At 59.2% G+C, this 15,853-nt stretch carries 13 protein-coding genes; 9 read left to right on the top strand and 4 right to left on the bottom strand.

Annotation, left to right across the window (positions count from 1 at the left end):
- The first annotated feature begins 11 nt into the window (after positions 1 to 11).
- The gene (locus HK20_RS04265; RefSeq protein WP_086645852.1) at positions 12 to 4,559 is read left to right on the top strand and encodes a chromosome segregation protein SMC; all 4,548 of its coding nucleotides are present in this window, start codon (positions 12 to 14) and stop codon (positions 4,557 to 4,559) included.
- 52 nt (positions 4,560 to 4,611) lie between these two features.
- A complete protein-coding gene (locus HK20_RS04260) occupies positions 4,612 to 5,322 on the top strand; it encodes a hypothetical protein (protein WP_233129075.1) in 711 nt (236 codons plus the stop codon).
- 130 nt (positions 5,323 to 5,452) lie between these two features.
- On the opposite strand, the gene HK20_RS04255 is transcribed toward HK20_RS04260, so the two are convergent.
- Positions 5,453 to 6,970, bottom strand: coding sequence for an acetyl-CoA hydrolase/transferase family protein (locus HK20_RS04255; protein WP_086645850.1), 1,518 nt, complete (start codon positions 6,968 to 6,970; stop codon positions 5,453 to 5,455).
- Between the two features lie 308 nt (positions 6,971 to 7,278).
- On the opposite strand from HK20_RS04255, the gene HK20_RS04250 reads away from it, so the two are divergent.
- From HK20_RS04250 to gltA, 4 genes are all read left to right on the top strand, one after another.
- The gene (locus HK20_RS04250; RefSeq protein WP_086646048.1) at positions 7,279 to 8,022 is read left to right on the top strand and encodes a metallophosphoesterase; all 744 of its coding nucleotides are present in this window, start codon (positions 7,279 to 7,281) and stop codon (positions 8,020 to 8,022) included.
- A 69-nt stretch (positions 8,023 to 8,091) separates the two neighbouring features.
- Complete coding sequence (locus HK20_RS04245) at positions 8,092 to 8,412, top strand: chorismate mutase (RefSeq protein WP_369823018.1); 321 nt, start codon at positions 8,092 to 8,094, stop codon at positions 8,410 to 8,412.
- 14 nt (positions 8,413 to 8,426) lie between these two features.
- Entirely contained in the window at positions 8,427 to 8,972 is a 546-nt protein-coding gene (locus HK20_RS04240) for a histidine phosphatase family protein (protein ID WP_086645849.1), read from the top strand.
- A 150-nt stretch (positions 8,973 to 9,122) separates the two neighbouring features.
- Positions 9,123 to 10,433, top strand: a complete 1,311-nt coding sequence (gltA, locus tag HK20_RS04235) for a citrate synthase (protein WP_086645848.1) — start codon at positions 9,123 to 9,125, stop codon at positions 10,431 to 10,433.
- Between the two features lie 195 nt (positions 10,434 to 10,628).
- On the opposite strand, the gene HK20_RS04230 is transcribed toward gltA, so the two are convergent.
- Entirely contained in the window at positions 10,629 to 10,868 is a 240-nt protein-coding gene (locus HK20_RS04230) for a hypothetical protein (RefSeq protein WP_086645847.1), read from the bottom strand.
- A 269-nt stretch (positions 10,869 to 11,137) separates the two neighbouring features.
- On the opposite strand from HK20_RS04230, the gene HK20_RS04225 reads away from it, so the two are divergent.
- A complete protein-coding gene (locus tag HK20_RS04225) occupies positions 11,138 to 11,890 on the top strand; it encodes an orotate phosphoribosyltransferase (RefSeq protein ID WP_086645846.1) in 753 nt (250 codons plus the stop codon).
- Between the two features lie 4 nt (positions 11,891 to 11,894).
- A complete protein-coding gene (locus HK20_RS04220) occupies positions 11,895 to 12,758 on the top strand; it encodes a glutamate racemase (protein ID WP_086645845.1) in 864 nt (287 codons plus the stop codon).
- 93 nt (positions 12,759 to 12,851) lie between these two features.
- On the opposite strand, the gene HK20_RS04215 is transcribed toward HK20_RS04220, so the two are convergent.
- Positions 12,852 to 13,922: a polyprenyl synthetase family protein gene (locus HK20_RS04215; RefSeq protein ID WP_198943878.1), complete on the bottom strand. Its 1,071-nt coding sequence runs from the start codon at positions 13,920 to 13,922 to the stop codon at positions 12,852 to 12,854.
- A 101-nt stretch (positions 13,923 to 14,023) separates the two neighbouring features.
- On the opposite strand from HK20_RS04215, the gene HK20_RS04210 reads away from it, so the two are divergent.
- Positions 14,024 to 14,779, top strand: coding sequence for a methyltransferase (locus HK20_RS04210; protein ID WP_086645843.1), 756 nt, complete (start codon positions 14,024 to 14,026; stop codon positions 14,777 to 14,779).
- A gap of 21 nt (positions 14,780 to 14,800) precedes the next feature.
- Here HK20_RS04210 and HK20_RS04205 read toward each other — a convergent pair whose 3' ends face one another.
- Positions 14,801 to 15,817, bottom strand: coding sequence for a ribonucleotide-diphosphate reductase subunit beta (locus tag HK20_RS04205; RefSeq protein ID WP_086646046.1), 1,017 nt, complete (start codon positions 15,815 to 15,817; stop codon positions 14,801 to 14,803).
- Positions 15,818 to 15,853: the final 36 nt, after the last annotated feature.

The following is a 15,853-nucleotide window of genomic DNA, read 5'->3' as shown; positions in this document are numbered from 1 at the left end:
CACAGATCTGTATGACGGTTCGTTTTGTTCGCCTCCGCATTGTGGGGTTCAAAAGCTTTGCCGACCCCATAACCGTGGATCTGCTCCCCGGTCTGACCGGCGTTGTTGGCCCTAACGGATGCGGCAAATCCAACGTGGTGGAAGCACTCCGTTGGGTTATGGGGGAATCCTCCGCCCGCTCCCTGCGGGGGGGGGAAATGGATGACCTTATTTTTGCAGGCACAGCCGGGCGTCCGGCCCGCTCGCTGGCGGAAGTCACCGTAACGCTGGAAGGCACAAAGGGCTTTGGCCCCGCAGCCTTTGCCGATCTGGATGAACTCCAGATTACCCGCCGGGCAGAACGCGGTGCCGGGAGCGATTACCGCATTAACGGCCGCCCCGTTCGCGCAAGGGATGTACAGACCCTTTTTGCCGATCTGGCATCTGGTGCGCGCTCCTCCGCCATGGTCAGTCAGGGCCGGGTGGCCATGCTGGTCGGTGCCCGCCCGGAAGAGCGGCGCAGCATTCTGGAAGAAGCCGCAGGCATTACCGGCCTGCATGCCCGCCGGCACGAAGCCGAGATCAAGCTCCGTGCAACCGAAGGCAACCTGACCCGCGCGGAAGACCGCCGCGTGCAGTTGACCGAACGGCTGAGTGGTCTGGCCGAACAGTCGCGCGAGGCCACGCGCTACCGCGAAATTTCGGCGGCCCTGCGGGACGCGGAAACCGAGCTGCTGGCAGTCCTGCACGCACGGGCCAGACTGGCCGTGGAGCGCGCGGCAAATGCTGCCGTGCAGGCCCGCAAAACCCTGACGACACATGAAGAAGCGGCCGAAACCGCTGTTCTGGCCGAATTTGAAGCCACCAAAGCCCTCCCCGCGCTGCGCGAAAAAGCCGATGCCGCCCGCACGGCACTGGAACGCTGCCGTGTTCTGGCAGAAGGCGTGGTCAAGGAAGAAGAACGCGCAGCCGCTCAGGCGCAGGCCGCAGCCGAACTGCTGCAACAGCACGAGGCCGATGCACAGGCCGCACAGACCCGCCTGCAGGACGTGCTGGACACGCTCGAACGCCTTAAGGCGGATATGGCCGAGGTGCTGGCCGCCCAGACATCGCTCCCCACCCGCACAGCCGAGGCCGAGCAGCAGATACAGCAACTGGGCACCCAGCAGACCGAAACCGAACAGGCCCTTGCCAGCCTGACAGCCGAGCTGAGTGCAGCCCGCGCAGGCAAGGAACGGGCCGAAGACAGCCTGAACAACGCCCGCACACGGCACGAGCGGATTGCTCTCGCGCTCAACACCATTCAGGCCGAACTGGCGGAACTGGAAAGCCAGCTCCCCTCCGAGCAGGCACTGGCTATGGCGCAGGAGCAGGCAGAGCAGGCCGCACAGGCCCAGCAGGCAGCCAAAGCCGCGCAGGAGGAAGCCGAGCGCCTTTGTGCGCAATGCAATATTGACCTCTCCATTGCCAAAAATAATGCACAGGCTGCGCAAGCTGCTCAAAACGAGCAACAAAAAGCCCTGCAACAGGCCCGACAACGCCTGACAGCCCTACAGGCTGAACTGCATGGGGCCGAAAAACGGCATGCCGAAGCGCTGGAGGCGCTCATCAGCCCCGATGTGCTGGATGCGCTCCAAACCAGCACCCAGCAGGCAGCCGCCACGCTGGAACAGGCCACGCAAACACAGGAAAAAGCCGAGGCCGAACGCCGCGCCGCCAGCACCGCCTTTACCGAGGCCAGCCGCGCTGCGCAGGAGGCCGAAGCACACCAACGTAGTGCTGCCGAAGCCCTGCGCACGGCCAGCACCACGCAGCAACGCGCACAGCACGAAGCACAGACCCTTACGCGGGAACTGGACAAGGTGCGGGCCGAAGCCATTGCTGACACGGTTCTGGACAGCGCCCGACAGGCACGCACCCAGCAGGAAAATGCACTGGCCCAGACCGGGGCCGAACTGGAGCAGGCCGAACACACACTAAGTGTGCATAAAGCCCAGTACGCAACAGCCCAGGAGCAGCAGACCACACTCCAGACCGAACTGACCCGCCTGCAGGCACAGGCCGAAGGGCTGGATCAGGCTCTGGGGCAGGATAGTGCTGTGGCGGAAAACCCGGTTTCCGCCCAGATTACCGTTCCCGAAGAATACGAAAACGCTCTGGCAGCGGCTTTGGCGGAAGGGCTGGACGCACCCGCAGCCCCCGATGCCCCCCAAGGCTGGCGGCACCTCCCGCCTGAATCCCTGCCTGCCCTGCCCGGCGGCGCACAGCCGCTCAAAAACCACATTACAGCACCGCCGGAGCTGGACAGGGTCCTGCTTTGTACCGGGCTGCTGCCCGAAGGTGCGGATGGGCGAGCGCTTCAGCCCTTGCTGGCTCCGGGGCAATGTCTGGTCTCCACCGCAGGGGACCTGTGGCGGTGGGACGGGTTTTACACTCAGGCAGGGGGAACCAGCACGGCCGCGCGCAGGCTGGCCCAACGCCGTGTTCTGCGCGAAACCCAAAGCCGCCTGAGCGTGTTGCAGGCCGACCTGCCCGCCATACAGGCAGGCGTTGCAAGCTGTGCTGCCGCAGTCCAAGCCAATGAGGACCTGCTCAGGCAACTGCGCAGCAGCCGCAACACGCAGGAACAAGCACTCCAGAAGGCCCGCGCGCATGAAACCGAAACAGAGCGCCGCCATGCCTCCTACCGCGCAAGGCTGGATGCCACACTCCCCCAGCATGAGCGCGCACAGGCCGCTCTAGCCGAAGCCGAGGCCACACTCAGCAGCGCCCGGCTCGCGCATGAGAGCCTGCCATCCTTACAGGATACCCAACGCGCCCTTGCCACCACGCGTGAGAGAAACACCGCGGCACAAACCGCCGAGCAGCAGGCACACACCACCTTCAAGCAAGCACAGACGGCCTTGCAAACGGCCCGGGACAAACTGGCCCGCGCCGAACAGCAGCATGCCTCCGCCACAACGCGGCTGGAAACGCTCACCCCCGAGCTTGAACGCCTGCGCCATAATCTGACAACGGAATCCACAACCGTTGCAGAAATGGAAGATAAACTGGCCTCTGCCCAGTCCATGCAGCAGGCACAGAATGCCCTGCACGCAGCGCAGGAAAAGCTGAACGCCGCCAACACGGCCCTACAGGCTGCAACCCAGACCACCTTGCAGGCCGATACGCAGATGGCCGCAACTGCGCAGACCAGCCGCGCATTGCACGAGCAGGCCCTTACCCTGCGCAGCCGTCTGGCGGGGCTGGCCCCACGGCAGGCCGAACTACACAGCGAACACACGGACACCCAGCAGAACCTGCTTGCAGCACAAACCGCGCTGGAGGCCGCCTGCGCCGCAGTGCCAGAAGATGCACAGGCCAGACTGGACAACCTGCACGCCCAGAAGGCCGACCTGCTGGGCAGGCTTGATGCCGCGCGCGAACTCCGTGCAGCCCTGCAGGCCGAATCCACCACGCTGGCAGACCGGATTAACACGCTCAACACCGCACAGGCCGAGTGGAGCGCGCGTGAGGACCTTGCCCGGACAGACACCACAAATGCCCTCCAGCGGTTGGAAGCGGCACGGGCCAACCACAACAAGGTGGCCGAACTCCCCACGGCGGCACAGCAGCAAAAAGCCAGCACATTGGCGGCTCTGGAAGATGCCGAGGAACACTTTTCCCAGACCGACCGCCTGCGGGCCGAAGCCGAAGCAGCCCTGACCACTGCCCACGAACTGCGCCGCAAAACAGAAGGCGAACTGGCCACCGCGCGTGAAAACCTGCTGAAGGCGGAAGGCAAGAGCGAGCAGGCACAGGCCATTCTGGACCAGTTGCTGGTAGAAACCCCTAACCCGCCCAGACAACCCGTTTCCGACCTGACAGAAGGGGCCGAAACCTCCCTGCGCCGCAAGATTGCCCGCCTGACCCGCGAGCGGGACGATATGGGGCCGGTCAACCTGCGGGCTGAACTGGAAGCGGAGGAAGCCTCCACCCAGGCCCAGACCCTTGGGGCGGAAATGACTGATCTGGAGGAAGCCATAAACCGCCTACGCGGCTCCATAGGCTCGCTCAACAAGGAAGGGCGTGAGCGGCTTATGGCGGTGTTCACACAGGTGGACCAGCATTTTCAGTCCCTGTTTACCCGTATGTTTGGCGGTGGGCGCGCCCATCTTGGCCTTGTCGGGAGTGATGACCCGCTGGAAGCCGGGCTGGAAATCTATGCCCAGCCACCGGGCAAAAAGCTGGCCACACTTTCGCTCCTGTCCGGAGGTGAACAAGCTTTAACCGCGCTTTCCTTGATTTTTGCGGTGTTCCGCTGTAACCCTGCTCCGATATGCGTACTGGACGAAGTGGATGCCCCACTGGATGACGCCAATGTGGGCCGCTTTAGCGCCCTGCTGGGCGACATGGTTGCAGAAGCCGGTACGCGTTTTCTGGTCGTGACACACCACCAGCTCACCATGGCCCATATGGACCAGCTTTTTGGTGTAACCATGCAGGAACGCGGAGTAAGCCGCGTTCTTTCTGTTGATCTGGCTAAAGCGGCCTCTATGGTCGGTCAGAAGGACAAGGAACCCACTGATGTCACATCCTGAAAAGGGAGCTGACATATCTGTTTGCTGCGGTGCCACCACCTCGCACAGGTGTTTGAAAAAAATTGCCTTTGCAGCAACCCTATGCGCTGCATCCGTAGCCGTGCTGGCCATCCACCACACCAAAACCAGTGGTATTATGGCGCGCATTCACCACGGGCTTATTGTTTGTGCCAGCAATACGGGCACACAGAGCGTGGCACAGGCAGCGACCATTTCCTCCATGGGGCGGCCCGGCATGGTACGTTTGAGCCTGACCAGTGGTGCAGACGGGCAGGTTGCCGTAGAACCGGGCAGCAGCACGCTTGCAACCATTCTGGACACGGCCAGCCACTCCAACACCCTGCTGATGCTTGACCTGCATGGAGCAGACCCCAAGGAAGTGGCGCATGAGGTCAGCAAGGCCCATATGCGTGACCGGGTGATTTTTGTACCAGCCGATTACAAAAGCACCGCAGCGGCCCTAAAAGCCGATTCCAAGGTTATGGTGGCCATTCCCATAAACTCCGAGCGGGATGCCTATAACGCGCACCGCATGGCCGGGCGCCACCCCTACGCGGCCTATCTTTCCCCCACTGCGGCACCCAGCCTGTTCTCTCTGGTTCACCGCGATGCCGAAGCCATTATTACCGACACCCCTTCGGCCAAAATATCTACGGCGGATTTTCTGGCAAACAGGCCGGTTGATATTGTTATTACCCACCAACCGTACCAGTTGACCACATCCCTTACGGTGCCCGGGTCTTCCACCACACATTCCGAATAACATCTGCCCCGAACCTTTTGCTCCTTGCAAAACCGGGTAGCGGGTCGGCTTGCGTTTTAAACGCCCCAACAAAAAAGCCCCTGCCCTTTTTACAGGAGCAGGGGCCTTGTGGCCGTAGGGCGCAACCCGCTTACGCGGGAAGCATTGAGCCTGTTTCAATAAACCGCTGGTGCCAGGACAGGGCTTCGGTCAGCAGGTGTGGTGTATGCTTGCCGAAGGACTCCTTGCATGCACGGTCCAGATAATCCTGCAACATCGGGCGGTAATCCGGATGTGCGCATTTTTCGATAATGGTCTGAGCGCGCTTGACGGGCGAAAGCCCACGCAGATCGGCCAGCCCCTGCTCGGTCACAAAAATCTGGGTGTCCTGCATGATGTGGTCCACATGGGCTGCCATGGGCACAATGGCAGAAATTTTGCCACCCTTGGCTGTGGACGGCGACAGGAAGATGGACAGATAGGCGTTACGGGCAAAATCCCCCGAACCCCCAATACCATTCATCATCTTGGAACCCATGACGCGGGTGGAGTTAACGTTACCGTAAATATCCGCCTCGATCATGCCGTTCATGGCAATACAGCCTAGCTGGCGGATAACGCCCGTGCTGTTGCTGATGTCCTGCTGGCGCAGGATGATCTTGGAGCGGAAGAAGTCCATCCGGTTGTTGATCTCTTCCGCCGCTTCGGGGCTGAGAGAGAACGAAGTTGCCGAGGCAATACGCATACGCCCCGAATCCAGCATGGCGAGCATGCCATCCTGAATAACTTCGCTAAAGCCAACCAGATTTTCGAACGGCCCTTCGTTCAGGCCATCGAGTACGGCATTGGCAACGTTGCCAACACCGGACTGCAACGGCAGCAGGGAGGGCGGCAGGCGGTTCTGTTTGACTTCGTGCTCAAAAAAATCAAGCAGGTAGCCCGCAATAGCTTTTGCTGTGCCATCTGGCGCGGCAAAAGGTGCGTTGCGGTCGCTGTCATTCGTGCGGACGATGGCCTGAATCTTGGCCGGATCAACCTTGAGGAAGGTGCGGCCAATGCGCTGGTCCGCACGGGAGAGCGGGATAATATCACGCGGGGCGGCACCATAGCTGTTGCCATCCCAGACATCATGCGTGCCTTCCAGCCCCGGATTTTGCCATTCGTTGACTTCGATAATGACCTTGTCGGCCAGATCGAGAAAAGCCTGCGAATTGCCCACGGAGGAGGTCGGTACAATGCCGCCTTCTTCCGTAATGGCGGTAGCTTCGACCACGGCAACATCGAACTTGCCGTAATTGCCCTGAGCCGCACGCAGGGCCACCTGCCCGAGATGGTTATCAAAATAATCCGTCTCGCCAGCATTAATGCGGTTGCGCATGGCCGGGTCGGTGTTGAACGGGGAGCGGAAGTAAACACCGTTCACCTTGCCCAGCTCGCCATCAAGCTGCGGGCCGGTGGATGCGCCCGTAATCAGGCTGATCCGGTGTTCCTGCCCATTGTTATGGGCGGCTTCCATCTGCTGGGCCAGGGCCATGGGCACGGCCTTGGGGTAGCCTGCGCCAGTAAAACCGCTGGTGCCCACTACGTCACCGTTTCGGATCAGCTTTGCCGCGGCCTCTGCCGGGCAAACCTTGCTACGCAGCGCGACGTTCCGAATGCGCTCTGTCATGAGAGGCCTTCCTGTTTTTTCTTCTCAAACTGTTCCGAACATACAAAAGCTGCAAACCACCACAGAGTTCCTGCGCCACGCCCCGGTCTGGAGCTGTGCGCCATCTGGCAATGGCCCTGCCCTGCTTTCGCATTTTCAGGCTTGTTTCCGCCCCTGAAAGTTCTTGCACCCTATGCGCAAACAGAAGCCTCTGGCGCGTCACATACTTGTGCATGTGTATGCCCCCTTCAAAAAAAACTTGCCAGCACCGTTCCTGTTTTCGCTCGAAAAGCCTACATGAAGGTTAGGAAAGAACGGGTATGGATGGCATGTTCACGGATACCAGGCATGACGAAAACGTGAAGAACGCAATGCGAAAAGGACTCCGCATTGTGGGCGATGTGCATGGGGATCTGGAAGCATTCCGCCATGCCGTGGCTACGGATCGTTTTATCATCCAGCTGGGTGATCTGGTGGATTACGGGCCAGATAGCGCAGGTGTTCTGCGCCTGATGCTCCAGGTCCAGCGCGAAGGGCGCGGCCTGTTCCTTATTGGCAACCACGACCGCAAACTCGGCCGTGCGCTTATGGGCAAGAAGCTCCGCTCCTCCCCCCATCTGGATGAAACACTGGCCCAGTTGAGCGCACCAGATAACATGGACGTCCTGCATGACGTGCTGCCAGCACTGGAGCAGGCTCCGGCATGGCTGGTCATGGGGCGAACCATTTTTGTGCACGGTGCGTTTGAGCCGCACATGCTGAACGAACCCCCGCCCCCACCGCTGGGCCGCGTAACCTACCTGCTCTCACGCGCACTGTTTGGCGAAACAACGAGCCGCGTGCAGGCCGATGGTTACCCCGAACGCACGCTTAACTGGGTCAACCACATTCCCAACGGCTACACGGTTTACTGTGGCCACGACCAGCGTTCGACCAATGGCTGCCCCCTGACCATACCCGGCCGGGCTGGCGGGCGCGCCATATTTGTGGATACGGGTGCAGGCAAAGGCGGACATCTGGCGTGGGTGGACCTGCCTTACCCGCCTGTGGAAGAAAAACTTTTTGTCTGTTAACGTCAGGGCGTTACGCGTTTATAACGCTCCCATAATGTTCTTTTCCAGCAGCCAGAGACCTTGATCACCGTGACAAATCAGCCGTGCCCCCCGGAAGCCCTGCAGGACCTCCGCCGCAGCATAGACAATATTGACGCAGCTCTCGTGGCCATGCTGGCAGAACGCTTCCGCTGCACCAAGGCCGTGGGGGCACTCAAGGCTCTCCACAAGCTCCCTCCCGCGGATCCCGCGCGTGAGACTCAGCAGATCGCGCGCCTGCGCCGCCTTGCGGAAGATGCACATCTTGACCCCGACTTTGCGGAGAAATTCCTCAACTTCATTATCCACGAGGTGATCCGCCACCATGAAGCCATCGCGCTTGAATCGGCTCCTCACCCCTCCTCCCCATAACATCATGTGATCTTATGCCCGCTCTCCCCACACCCCGCCGCCTGATTCTGCTCCGTCATGCGGAAGCGGTGCCACCTGATCCGGGCAATTTTTCTGTCGAGTCAGACATGGCGCGCCCCTTGACCCACAATGGCGAGCGCGCCGCCATACGGTGCGGGATGTGGCTCCACCAGAACGGAGTGGCCCCCGATGCGGTCCTGTGCAGTCCGGCGGTAAGAACGCAGCAGACCCTTGCAGGCGTGCAGAGCGCTCTCCCCCCCGCCAGCCCAGACACCGTGTTGTTGTGCCCCGAAATCTATGAGGCAGCACTTGGCGCGTTAAGCAATGCGCTCCGGCAGGCTCCCCTACAGGCCCGTACGGTTCTGCTGGTCGGGCATAATCCCGGCATTTCAGAGTTTGCGCGCTGGCTGGATAGCAGGAACGAAAAGCTCGATCAGGGATTCGCTCCGGCCTCTCTCGCGGTCTTCGAGATGATCGGAAGCGACCTTGTTCCGGACCCGACCACTTGGGCAAACTGCGACAGCATGAGTCTTACATTGCACACATTCACGCGACCCTGAGAGAAAAAACCCCGGTTTTCTGCCGGTGTGCACGCGTGATAACGCGCGGTTTATCGGGATGAACCTTTTTGTTTGCTCCTGAATGGGAGACAACACTCAAACAGCAGGCCGCAGCCGCGACCGTGACCCCATTATGCAAAAGGAAACACCATGAGCGTGTCGCAGAACGAGGGTAAGCAGTCCACCGCTACCATTTCGATCGGTGGCAAAACCGCCGAGATGCCCGTACTTTCTGGCAACCTTGGGCCGGATGTTATTGATATTCGTAAACTGCCCTCAGAACTGGGCGTGTTTACGTTTGACCCCGGTTACGGCGAAACGGCCTCCTGCAACAGCAAGATCACCTTTATTGATGGCGATAAGGGCGTTCTGCTACACCGTGGCTACCCCATTGCCCAGCTGGCGGAAAATGCTTCCTACGAAGAGGTGATCTACCTCCTGCTCAATGGCGAACTGCCCAACAAAACGCAGTACGATACTTTTTCCACCACGCTGACAAACCACACCCTGCTCCATGAGCAGATCCGTAACTTCTTTAACGGTTTCCGGCGTGACGCCCACCCCATGGCCATTCTGTGTGGAACGGTTGGCGCTCTTTCCGCCTTTTACCCCGATGCCAGCGACATCGCCATTCCCGAAAACCGGGAACTGGCCGCCATGCGCCTGATTGCCAAAATCCCGACCATTGCGGCCTGGGCTTACAAGTACACGCAGGGCGATGCCTTTATTTACCCGCGGAATGACCTGAACTACGCGGAAAACTTTTTGTCCATGATGTTCGCGCGCATGTCCGAACCCTACAAGGTCAACCCCGTTCTGGCCCGCGCCATGAACCGGATCCTGATCCTGCATGCAGATCATGAGCAGAACGCGTCCACCTCCACCGTGCGTCTGGCCGGCTCCACCGGGGCCAACCCGTTTGCCTGTATTGCCGCAGGTATTGCCGCCCTGTGGGGACCTGCTCATGGTGGGGCCAATGAAGCCGTGCTGAAAATGCTGGCCCATATTGGCAAAAAAGAAAACATTCCGGCCTTTATCGCTCAGGTCAAAGACAAGAATAGCGGCGTCAAGCTCATGGGCTTTGGCCACCGCGTTTACAAGAACTTCGACCCGCGTGCCAAAATCATGCAGCAGACCTGCCACGAAGTTCTCAAGGAACTGGGCATCAAGGATGATCCGCTGCTTGATCTGGCTGTTGAGCTGGAAAACATTGCACTCAGCGACGACTACTTTGTGCAGCGCAAGCTCTACCCCAACGTGGACTTCTATTCTGGCATTATCCTCAAGGCCATGGGCATTCCCACCAGCATGTTCACCGTGCTGTTTGCGGTTGCCCGCACCACCGGTTGGGTAAGCCAGTGGAAAGAAATGATTGAGGAACCGGGCCAGCGCATCAGCCGCCCGCGCCAGTTGTATCTGGGGGCTACGGAGCGGGATTTTGTCCCCTTCAGCAAGCGCTAAAAGCTGACTGCCCCATTGTTTGTAAAAAACTGGTCCGTGGTAACGCGGGCCAGTTTTTTTTTGCGGCAGTCAAAACCAGATAAATACTACGCCGTTATCAACCATAAAAAAAGCGGATGCTCATTGACCATGAGCATCCGCCAGAACTGTCTGGTGCTACCGGCCTAAACTTGATGGCCGGTAAAAATCGGTTATTCAGCCGCAGTTGCACCCGGCTGTCGGGCCATCATCCTTGCGAACCATATGGTGGTCAATCCATTCGGAAACCAGCATACGCGCTTCGCTCAGGGACGATTCGGGGTGGTGGATACGGTAAAGGGTGGTACAGGCGTTAAACGCGGTTACGTCTGCCGTACCCACTTCGCGTAGTTCCGTGTAAGCCGTGATGACGGCCCGCTCGCATTTCCGTGCGATCCGACTTGCTTCTATAGCCACGACATTTACCCTTAACTGATAACCAATCTCAACTCGCGCAATTAAACGCCACATCCAGCCCCAACGCAAGGATTAAGTTCCATTTTACTTTACACATAAAATCACAACCTGCTTATATTCGCCGTTTTTCTGTATTGTGCATAAATCCTCCCTTTTCCGGCCAAAACTACGCAGCAAATCACATATATCAGGCAGATGGGCATGGATTTTCGGCCCGGCTAGCGGTATGCCAATCCAGCTTTAACCACCATAACTTCAAGGAATCTGCCATGATGTCGCCAGCAGGCATTGCCTCTCCCACCGGAGAGACCAGCGAATGGGATCGTGATGCCGCCCTCACCACCGCACGCCTGCTGCTTGAAATCAAGGCAGTCAATTTCCGCCCTGAAGACCCCTACACTCTGACATCTGGCTGGAAGTCCCCTGTTTATATTGACTGCCGGCGGATTATTTTCTTCCCCCGCGCACGCGCAAAAATTGTGGAACTGGGCGTAGAAAAAATTGGCCGCCACGTTGGTTACGAAAGCCTGGAAGCCATTGTAGGGGGCGAAACCGCCGGTATTCCGTTTGCCGCATGGATGGCTGATCGCATGCTGCTGCCCATGGCCTATGTGCGTAAAAAGCCCAAAGGTTTTGGCCGCAACGCCCAGATTGAAGGCGACGTGCCCGAAAACATGCGGACCCTGCTGGTGGAAGATCTGACCACGGATGGCGCATCCAAGGTGCAGTTTGCCAATGCCCTGCGCAATGCAGGTGCCATTGTGAACCACGCCTTTGTGGTGTTCTACTACGGCGTTTTCCCCGGTGCCCAGCAGACGCTGACAGACATGAACGTAGCCCTGCACTCCCTGTGCACGTGGTGGGATGTGCTTGAAGCCTGCGCGAGCCGCCCTTACTTTTCCGAAGAAGCGGCATCTGAAGTCCGCCGCTTTCTGGAAGACCCCTGTGGCTGGTCCGCCCGCCGTGGCGGCGTAGGCAGCCTTGAAGAAGCCGCCGCATTCAAGGCACGCAAGGACAAATAACACCGTGCAGACGACTGGCCCCGCACTGACTAGTCCCTACCGTGTTCTGGCGTTTGATTCAGGCATTGGTGGATTAGGCATTGTGCGGGCCATTCGGGCACATGCCCCGTCGGTCAAGGTGGACTATCTGGCCGACACTGCCGTTTTTCCCTACGGTGAGCAGGATGATGCGGTCCTGACCCAACGCATTATTTCCCTTCTTTCTCACGCGGTTGAACGCCTGCGGCCTCAGGCAGTTGTTATTGCCTGCAACACGGCCAGCACTCTGGCGCTGGATGCCTTGCGCACCACATGCCCCAGCCTGCCGTTTATTGGCTGTGTGCCCCCCATCCGCTGGGCGGCACGCCAGACAGAAACCGGCGTTATTGGCCTGCTGGCCACCCGGGCGACCATCCGCCGCCCCTACCTGTCCCGCCTGCACACGCTTTATGCGCCGGAATGCACGCTCATCGCCCATGCGGCACCACATCTGGCAAGCTATGCCGAACAGGTTTTTCGCGGGCGCTCCGTACCTGATGATCTTGTTTATAAAGATATTGAAGGTCTGCTCAGCCACCCGGACTCTGCACGTCTTGATGCCGTGGGCCTCGGGTGCACCCATTACACATTCATGCTCGATCAGCTATGCAGGATAGCCCCACCCGGTATGGTATGGCTGGACCCGGCAGATGCCGTCGCGCGGCAGACCTGCACGGTTTTGCAAGCCCTGCCCCCCATGCCCGGTTTAGGCACACAGCCAGAGCAGGCGTGGTTTACGGCCATGCCAACCGACGCAGACGCCCTACGCGTGCATCTGCCTGCTTTTGGTTTTAACCAGATTACATTATGGCCCGAGCAGGCAAGCCAGCAACGCGCCTGCACGGCCTGAGCGCCGGAGGCTAGCTCTGGCGGGCAGATAAAGGCCGTTTCAGCATTACAATCAGCGTTTTTGCCGATCCTGCCAAAACGGCCACAGGCCAGCTTAGCTTGCGCGGCTGGCGGAATAACTCGCGGTTTCGAGCAACAGGGCTTTAAGGTCATTGTCAGGGAAGCCCTGCAACGCCTGACGGGCCAATGCTGCGTAGTCTTCCGCTTTGGCCAAGGTCACGCCAATCGCATTGGTCTGGGCGATAAGAGCCAGTGCGGCATCCAGATCTTCTGGCTGCTGTTCGCACTCCTCAATCACACGCCGCCAGAATACACGGTCCTGCTCGCTGCCTGCCTCGTATGCTGCCAGCACCGGCAGTGTAACCTTGCCTTCCTTGAAGTCGTCCCCGACCTCTTTACCCAGCACGGCCTGATCTGCCGAGTAGTCCAGCGCATCATCCACAAGCTGGAACGCCATGCCCAGATTGGCACCGTACACACGCAGGGCTTCACGGTCGGCGGGGGTTACATCCCCTATGACAGCACCAGATTCGCATGCGGCGGCAAACAGCGCCGCTGTTTTGCCATAAATAACCTGAAGATACTGCTCAACAGAGGTGGAAAGGTCATTCTGCGTGGTCATCTGCATAACCTCGCCTTCCGCCAGCGTAGCCGATGCAGCGGAGAGAATCGCCATGACATCCAGCGAAGCATCAGCCGTAAGGATCTGGAACGACCGGGCGAACAGGAAGTCCCCCACCAGCACGGAAGCCTTGTTGCCAAAAATGGCGTTGGCACTGGCCAGACCGCGCCGTAGCTGGCTGTCGTCCACAACATCATCATGCAGCAGTGTTGCTGTATGAATGAACTCGACACAGGCGGCAATTTCCACATGCCGCATGCGCCCGTCCTGATTGTTGTAGCCACACAGCCGCGCAGAGGCGAGCGTGAGCAGTGGCCGCAGCCTCTTGCCGCCAGCGGCCACAAGATGCGCAGCTAACTGCGGAATAAGCGCTACGGAGCTTTGCATGCGGTCCACAATGACCTGATTACATGCCTGCATATCCGCAGCGAGATAATCAGCCAGCGCCTTAAGGCCAGCTTCCCCTGGTTTACTCACAGAAACTCCAGATCCATCCTGGCTCGCGGCACTGTCCATTTCCGACAGACTGACTGCAACACCCAAATGCTATTCCCCCAGCCTCGGGATGAGTTGACGTCCTCTTATATGCGAGGCACCTGAAAAACGGTCAAGCACCAACACATTCAAGCCAGCCAGATACAGCGATGCAGCAAGCCCCATCTCTCCACCTTCCACCGACCTCGCAAGGCACTCTTTTGCGTGGACGTATCGCTTACAGCCAGTTCCAGCAAGGCTACCGCACAGGGCTTGAGCCCATTCTGATGGCTGCGGCCGTAGCCGCACGCCCGGGCCAGCACGTGCTCGAAATCGGCTGTGGAGCCGGTGCAGGGCTGTTATGCCTGATGCACCGCGTACCAGACCTGCACGGAACAGGGGTGGAGAAAGACTCCGAAACAGCGGCACTGGCCCGCACCAACCTGCTCGCCAACAAAAAAGTACAAGCTTCGGTAATTACAGCATCTTTCCCCGAAAGGGTGCCTGAGCTCCTGCGGTTTGACCACTGCATGACCAACCCGCCATGGCATGCCCCCACAGGCACAGCCTCGCCCGAGCCGCGCCGGGACCTTGCCCGCAGGATGGACATGCAGACCCTGCCACTCTGGATTAAGGGAGCCGCTGCCGTTTTGCGCCACAAAGGCAGCCTGACGCTCGCACTCCCCACAGCCCTGACCGACAGGGCCATAGCGGAGCTGAGCGCCCATGGTTTTGGGGGCGTAACCCTTTACCCCTTCTGGCCCAAAACAGGCCGGGAGGCGCGCATCCTGCTTATTCAGGCCAAACTGGGCGTTAAAAGCCCCGCCCGTGTGCTGTCTGGCCTGACACTACACGAAGCGGACGGAGCCTTTACCCCTCAGGCGCGTGATGTACTGGAAAACGGCACAGCCCTGCCGGGCCTGTAAACCCGCTCCACCTGCCCGATATTACGAGAAGACAGAGCTTTCAAACGCTTCTTCCCACGTGCCCAAGGTGGAAGCACGGCTGTATTCAGTCGCGCGGTTTTCAAAGAAGTTGGCGTGTTCGACTGCATTGAGCATATCGTCCAGCCAGGGCAGCGGGTTGGTGGTCGTGTTGTAAACCGGATCCAGCCCAAGCTGGGTCAGGCGGCGGTCAGCAATAAAGTGGATGTAGGTTTTAACCTGTGCGGCATCCAGCCCTTCTACCGGCCCCATTTCGAACGCCAGATCAATAAAGGCCTCTTCGTGCTCCACAATGGTTTTGCAGATCTCGGTCAGTTCCTGCCGCAGCCTGTCGGTCCAGATATGCGGGTTTTCCTGAATGAACACGCGGAACAGGCGGATAATGGACAGGCAATGCAGGGTTTCGTCCCGCACCGACCAGGACACGATCTGCCCCATGCCCTTGAGCTTGTTAAAGCGCGGGAAGTTAAGCAGGATGGCAAAGGAAGCAAACAGCTGTAGCCCTTCGGTAAACGCACCAAAAGCTGCCAGTGTTTTTGCGATTTCATGCTTGCTGTCCACATTGAAGGACTGCATGTAATCGTATTTATCCTTCATTTCCTTGTACTTAAGGAATGCGGAATATTCTTCCTCGGGCATGCCGAGCGTATCCAGCAGGTGGCTGTAGGCTGCAATATGGATGGTCTCGATATTGGAAAAGGCCGAGAGCATCATCAGCACTTCAGTCGGTTTGAAAACCCGGCTGTAGTGCTTCATGTAACAGTTGTTCACTTCCACATCCGACTGGGTGAAGAAGCGAAAAATCTGGGTCACAAGGTGGCGCTCGCTCTCGTTAAGCACGCGGTGCCAGTCTTTTACGTCATCAGCCAGAGGCACTTCTTCGGGCAGCCAGTGTACGCGCTGCTGCGTCAGCCACGCATCATACGCCCACGGGTACCGAAACGGCTTGTACACCGGGTTGGCTGTTAGCAGGTCAAAACGTTCTTCCTGCGGCTGCTCGCCAGCTTTATGCTCGCTCATGATGCCTCCATCGGACGGCACCACCCGGGAGGCCGC

Source organism: Acetobacter sp. DsW_54, from assembly GCF_002153575.1.
Lineage (GTDB): Bacteria > Pseudomonadota > Alphaproteobacteria > Acetobacterales > Acetobacteraceae > Acetobacter > Acetobacter fabarum.
This window is presented reverse-complemented; position numbering and strand designations above follow the sequence as displayed.

Bases quoted from the DNA above. Each gene is read 5' to 3' on its own strand.
- HK20_RS04205 (WP_086646046.1), bottom strand. From the start codon at position 15,817: ATGAGCGAGCATAAAGCTGGCGAGCAGCCGCAGGAAGAACGTTTTGAC.
- HK20_RS04250 (WP_086646048.1), top strand. From the start codon at position 7,279: ATGTTCACGGATACCAGGCATGACGAAAACGTGAAGAACGCAATGCGA.
- gltA (WP_086645848.1), top strand. From the start codon at position 9,123: ATGAGCGTGTCGCAGAACGAGGGTAAGCAGTCCACCGCTACCATTTCG.
- HK20_RS04225 (WP_086645846.1), top strand. From the start codon at position 11,138: ATGATGTCGCCAGCAGGCATTGCCTCTCCCACCGGAGAGACCAGCGAA.
- HK20_RS04265 (WP_086645852.1), top strand. From the start codon at position 12: ATGACGGTTCGTTTTGTTCGCCTCCGCATTGTGGGGTTCAAAAGCTTT.
- HK20_RS04210 (WP_086645843.1), top strand. From the start codon at position 14,024: ATGCAGCAAGCCCCATCTCTCCACCTTCCACCGACCTCGCAAGGCACT.
- HK20_RS04240 (WP_086645849.1), top strand. From the start codon at position 8,427: ATGCCCGCTCTCCCCACACCCCGCCGCCTGATTCTGCTCCGTCATGCG.
- HK20_RS04255 (WP_086645850.1), bottom strand. From the start codon at position 6,970: ATGACAGAGCGCATTCGGAACGTCGCGCTGCGTAGCAAGGTTTGCCCG.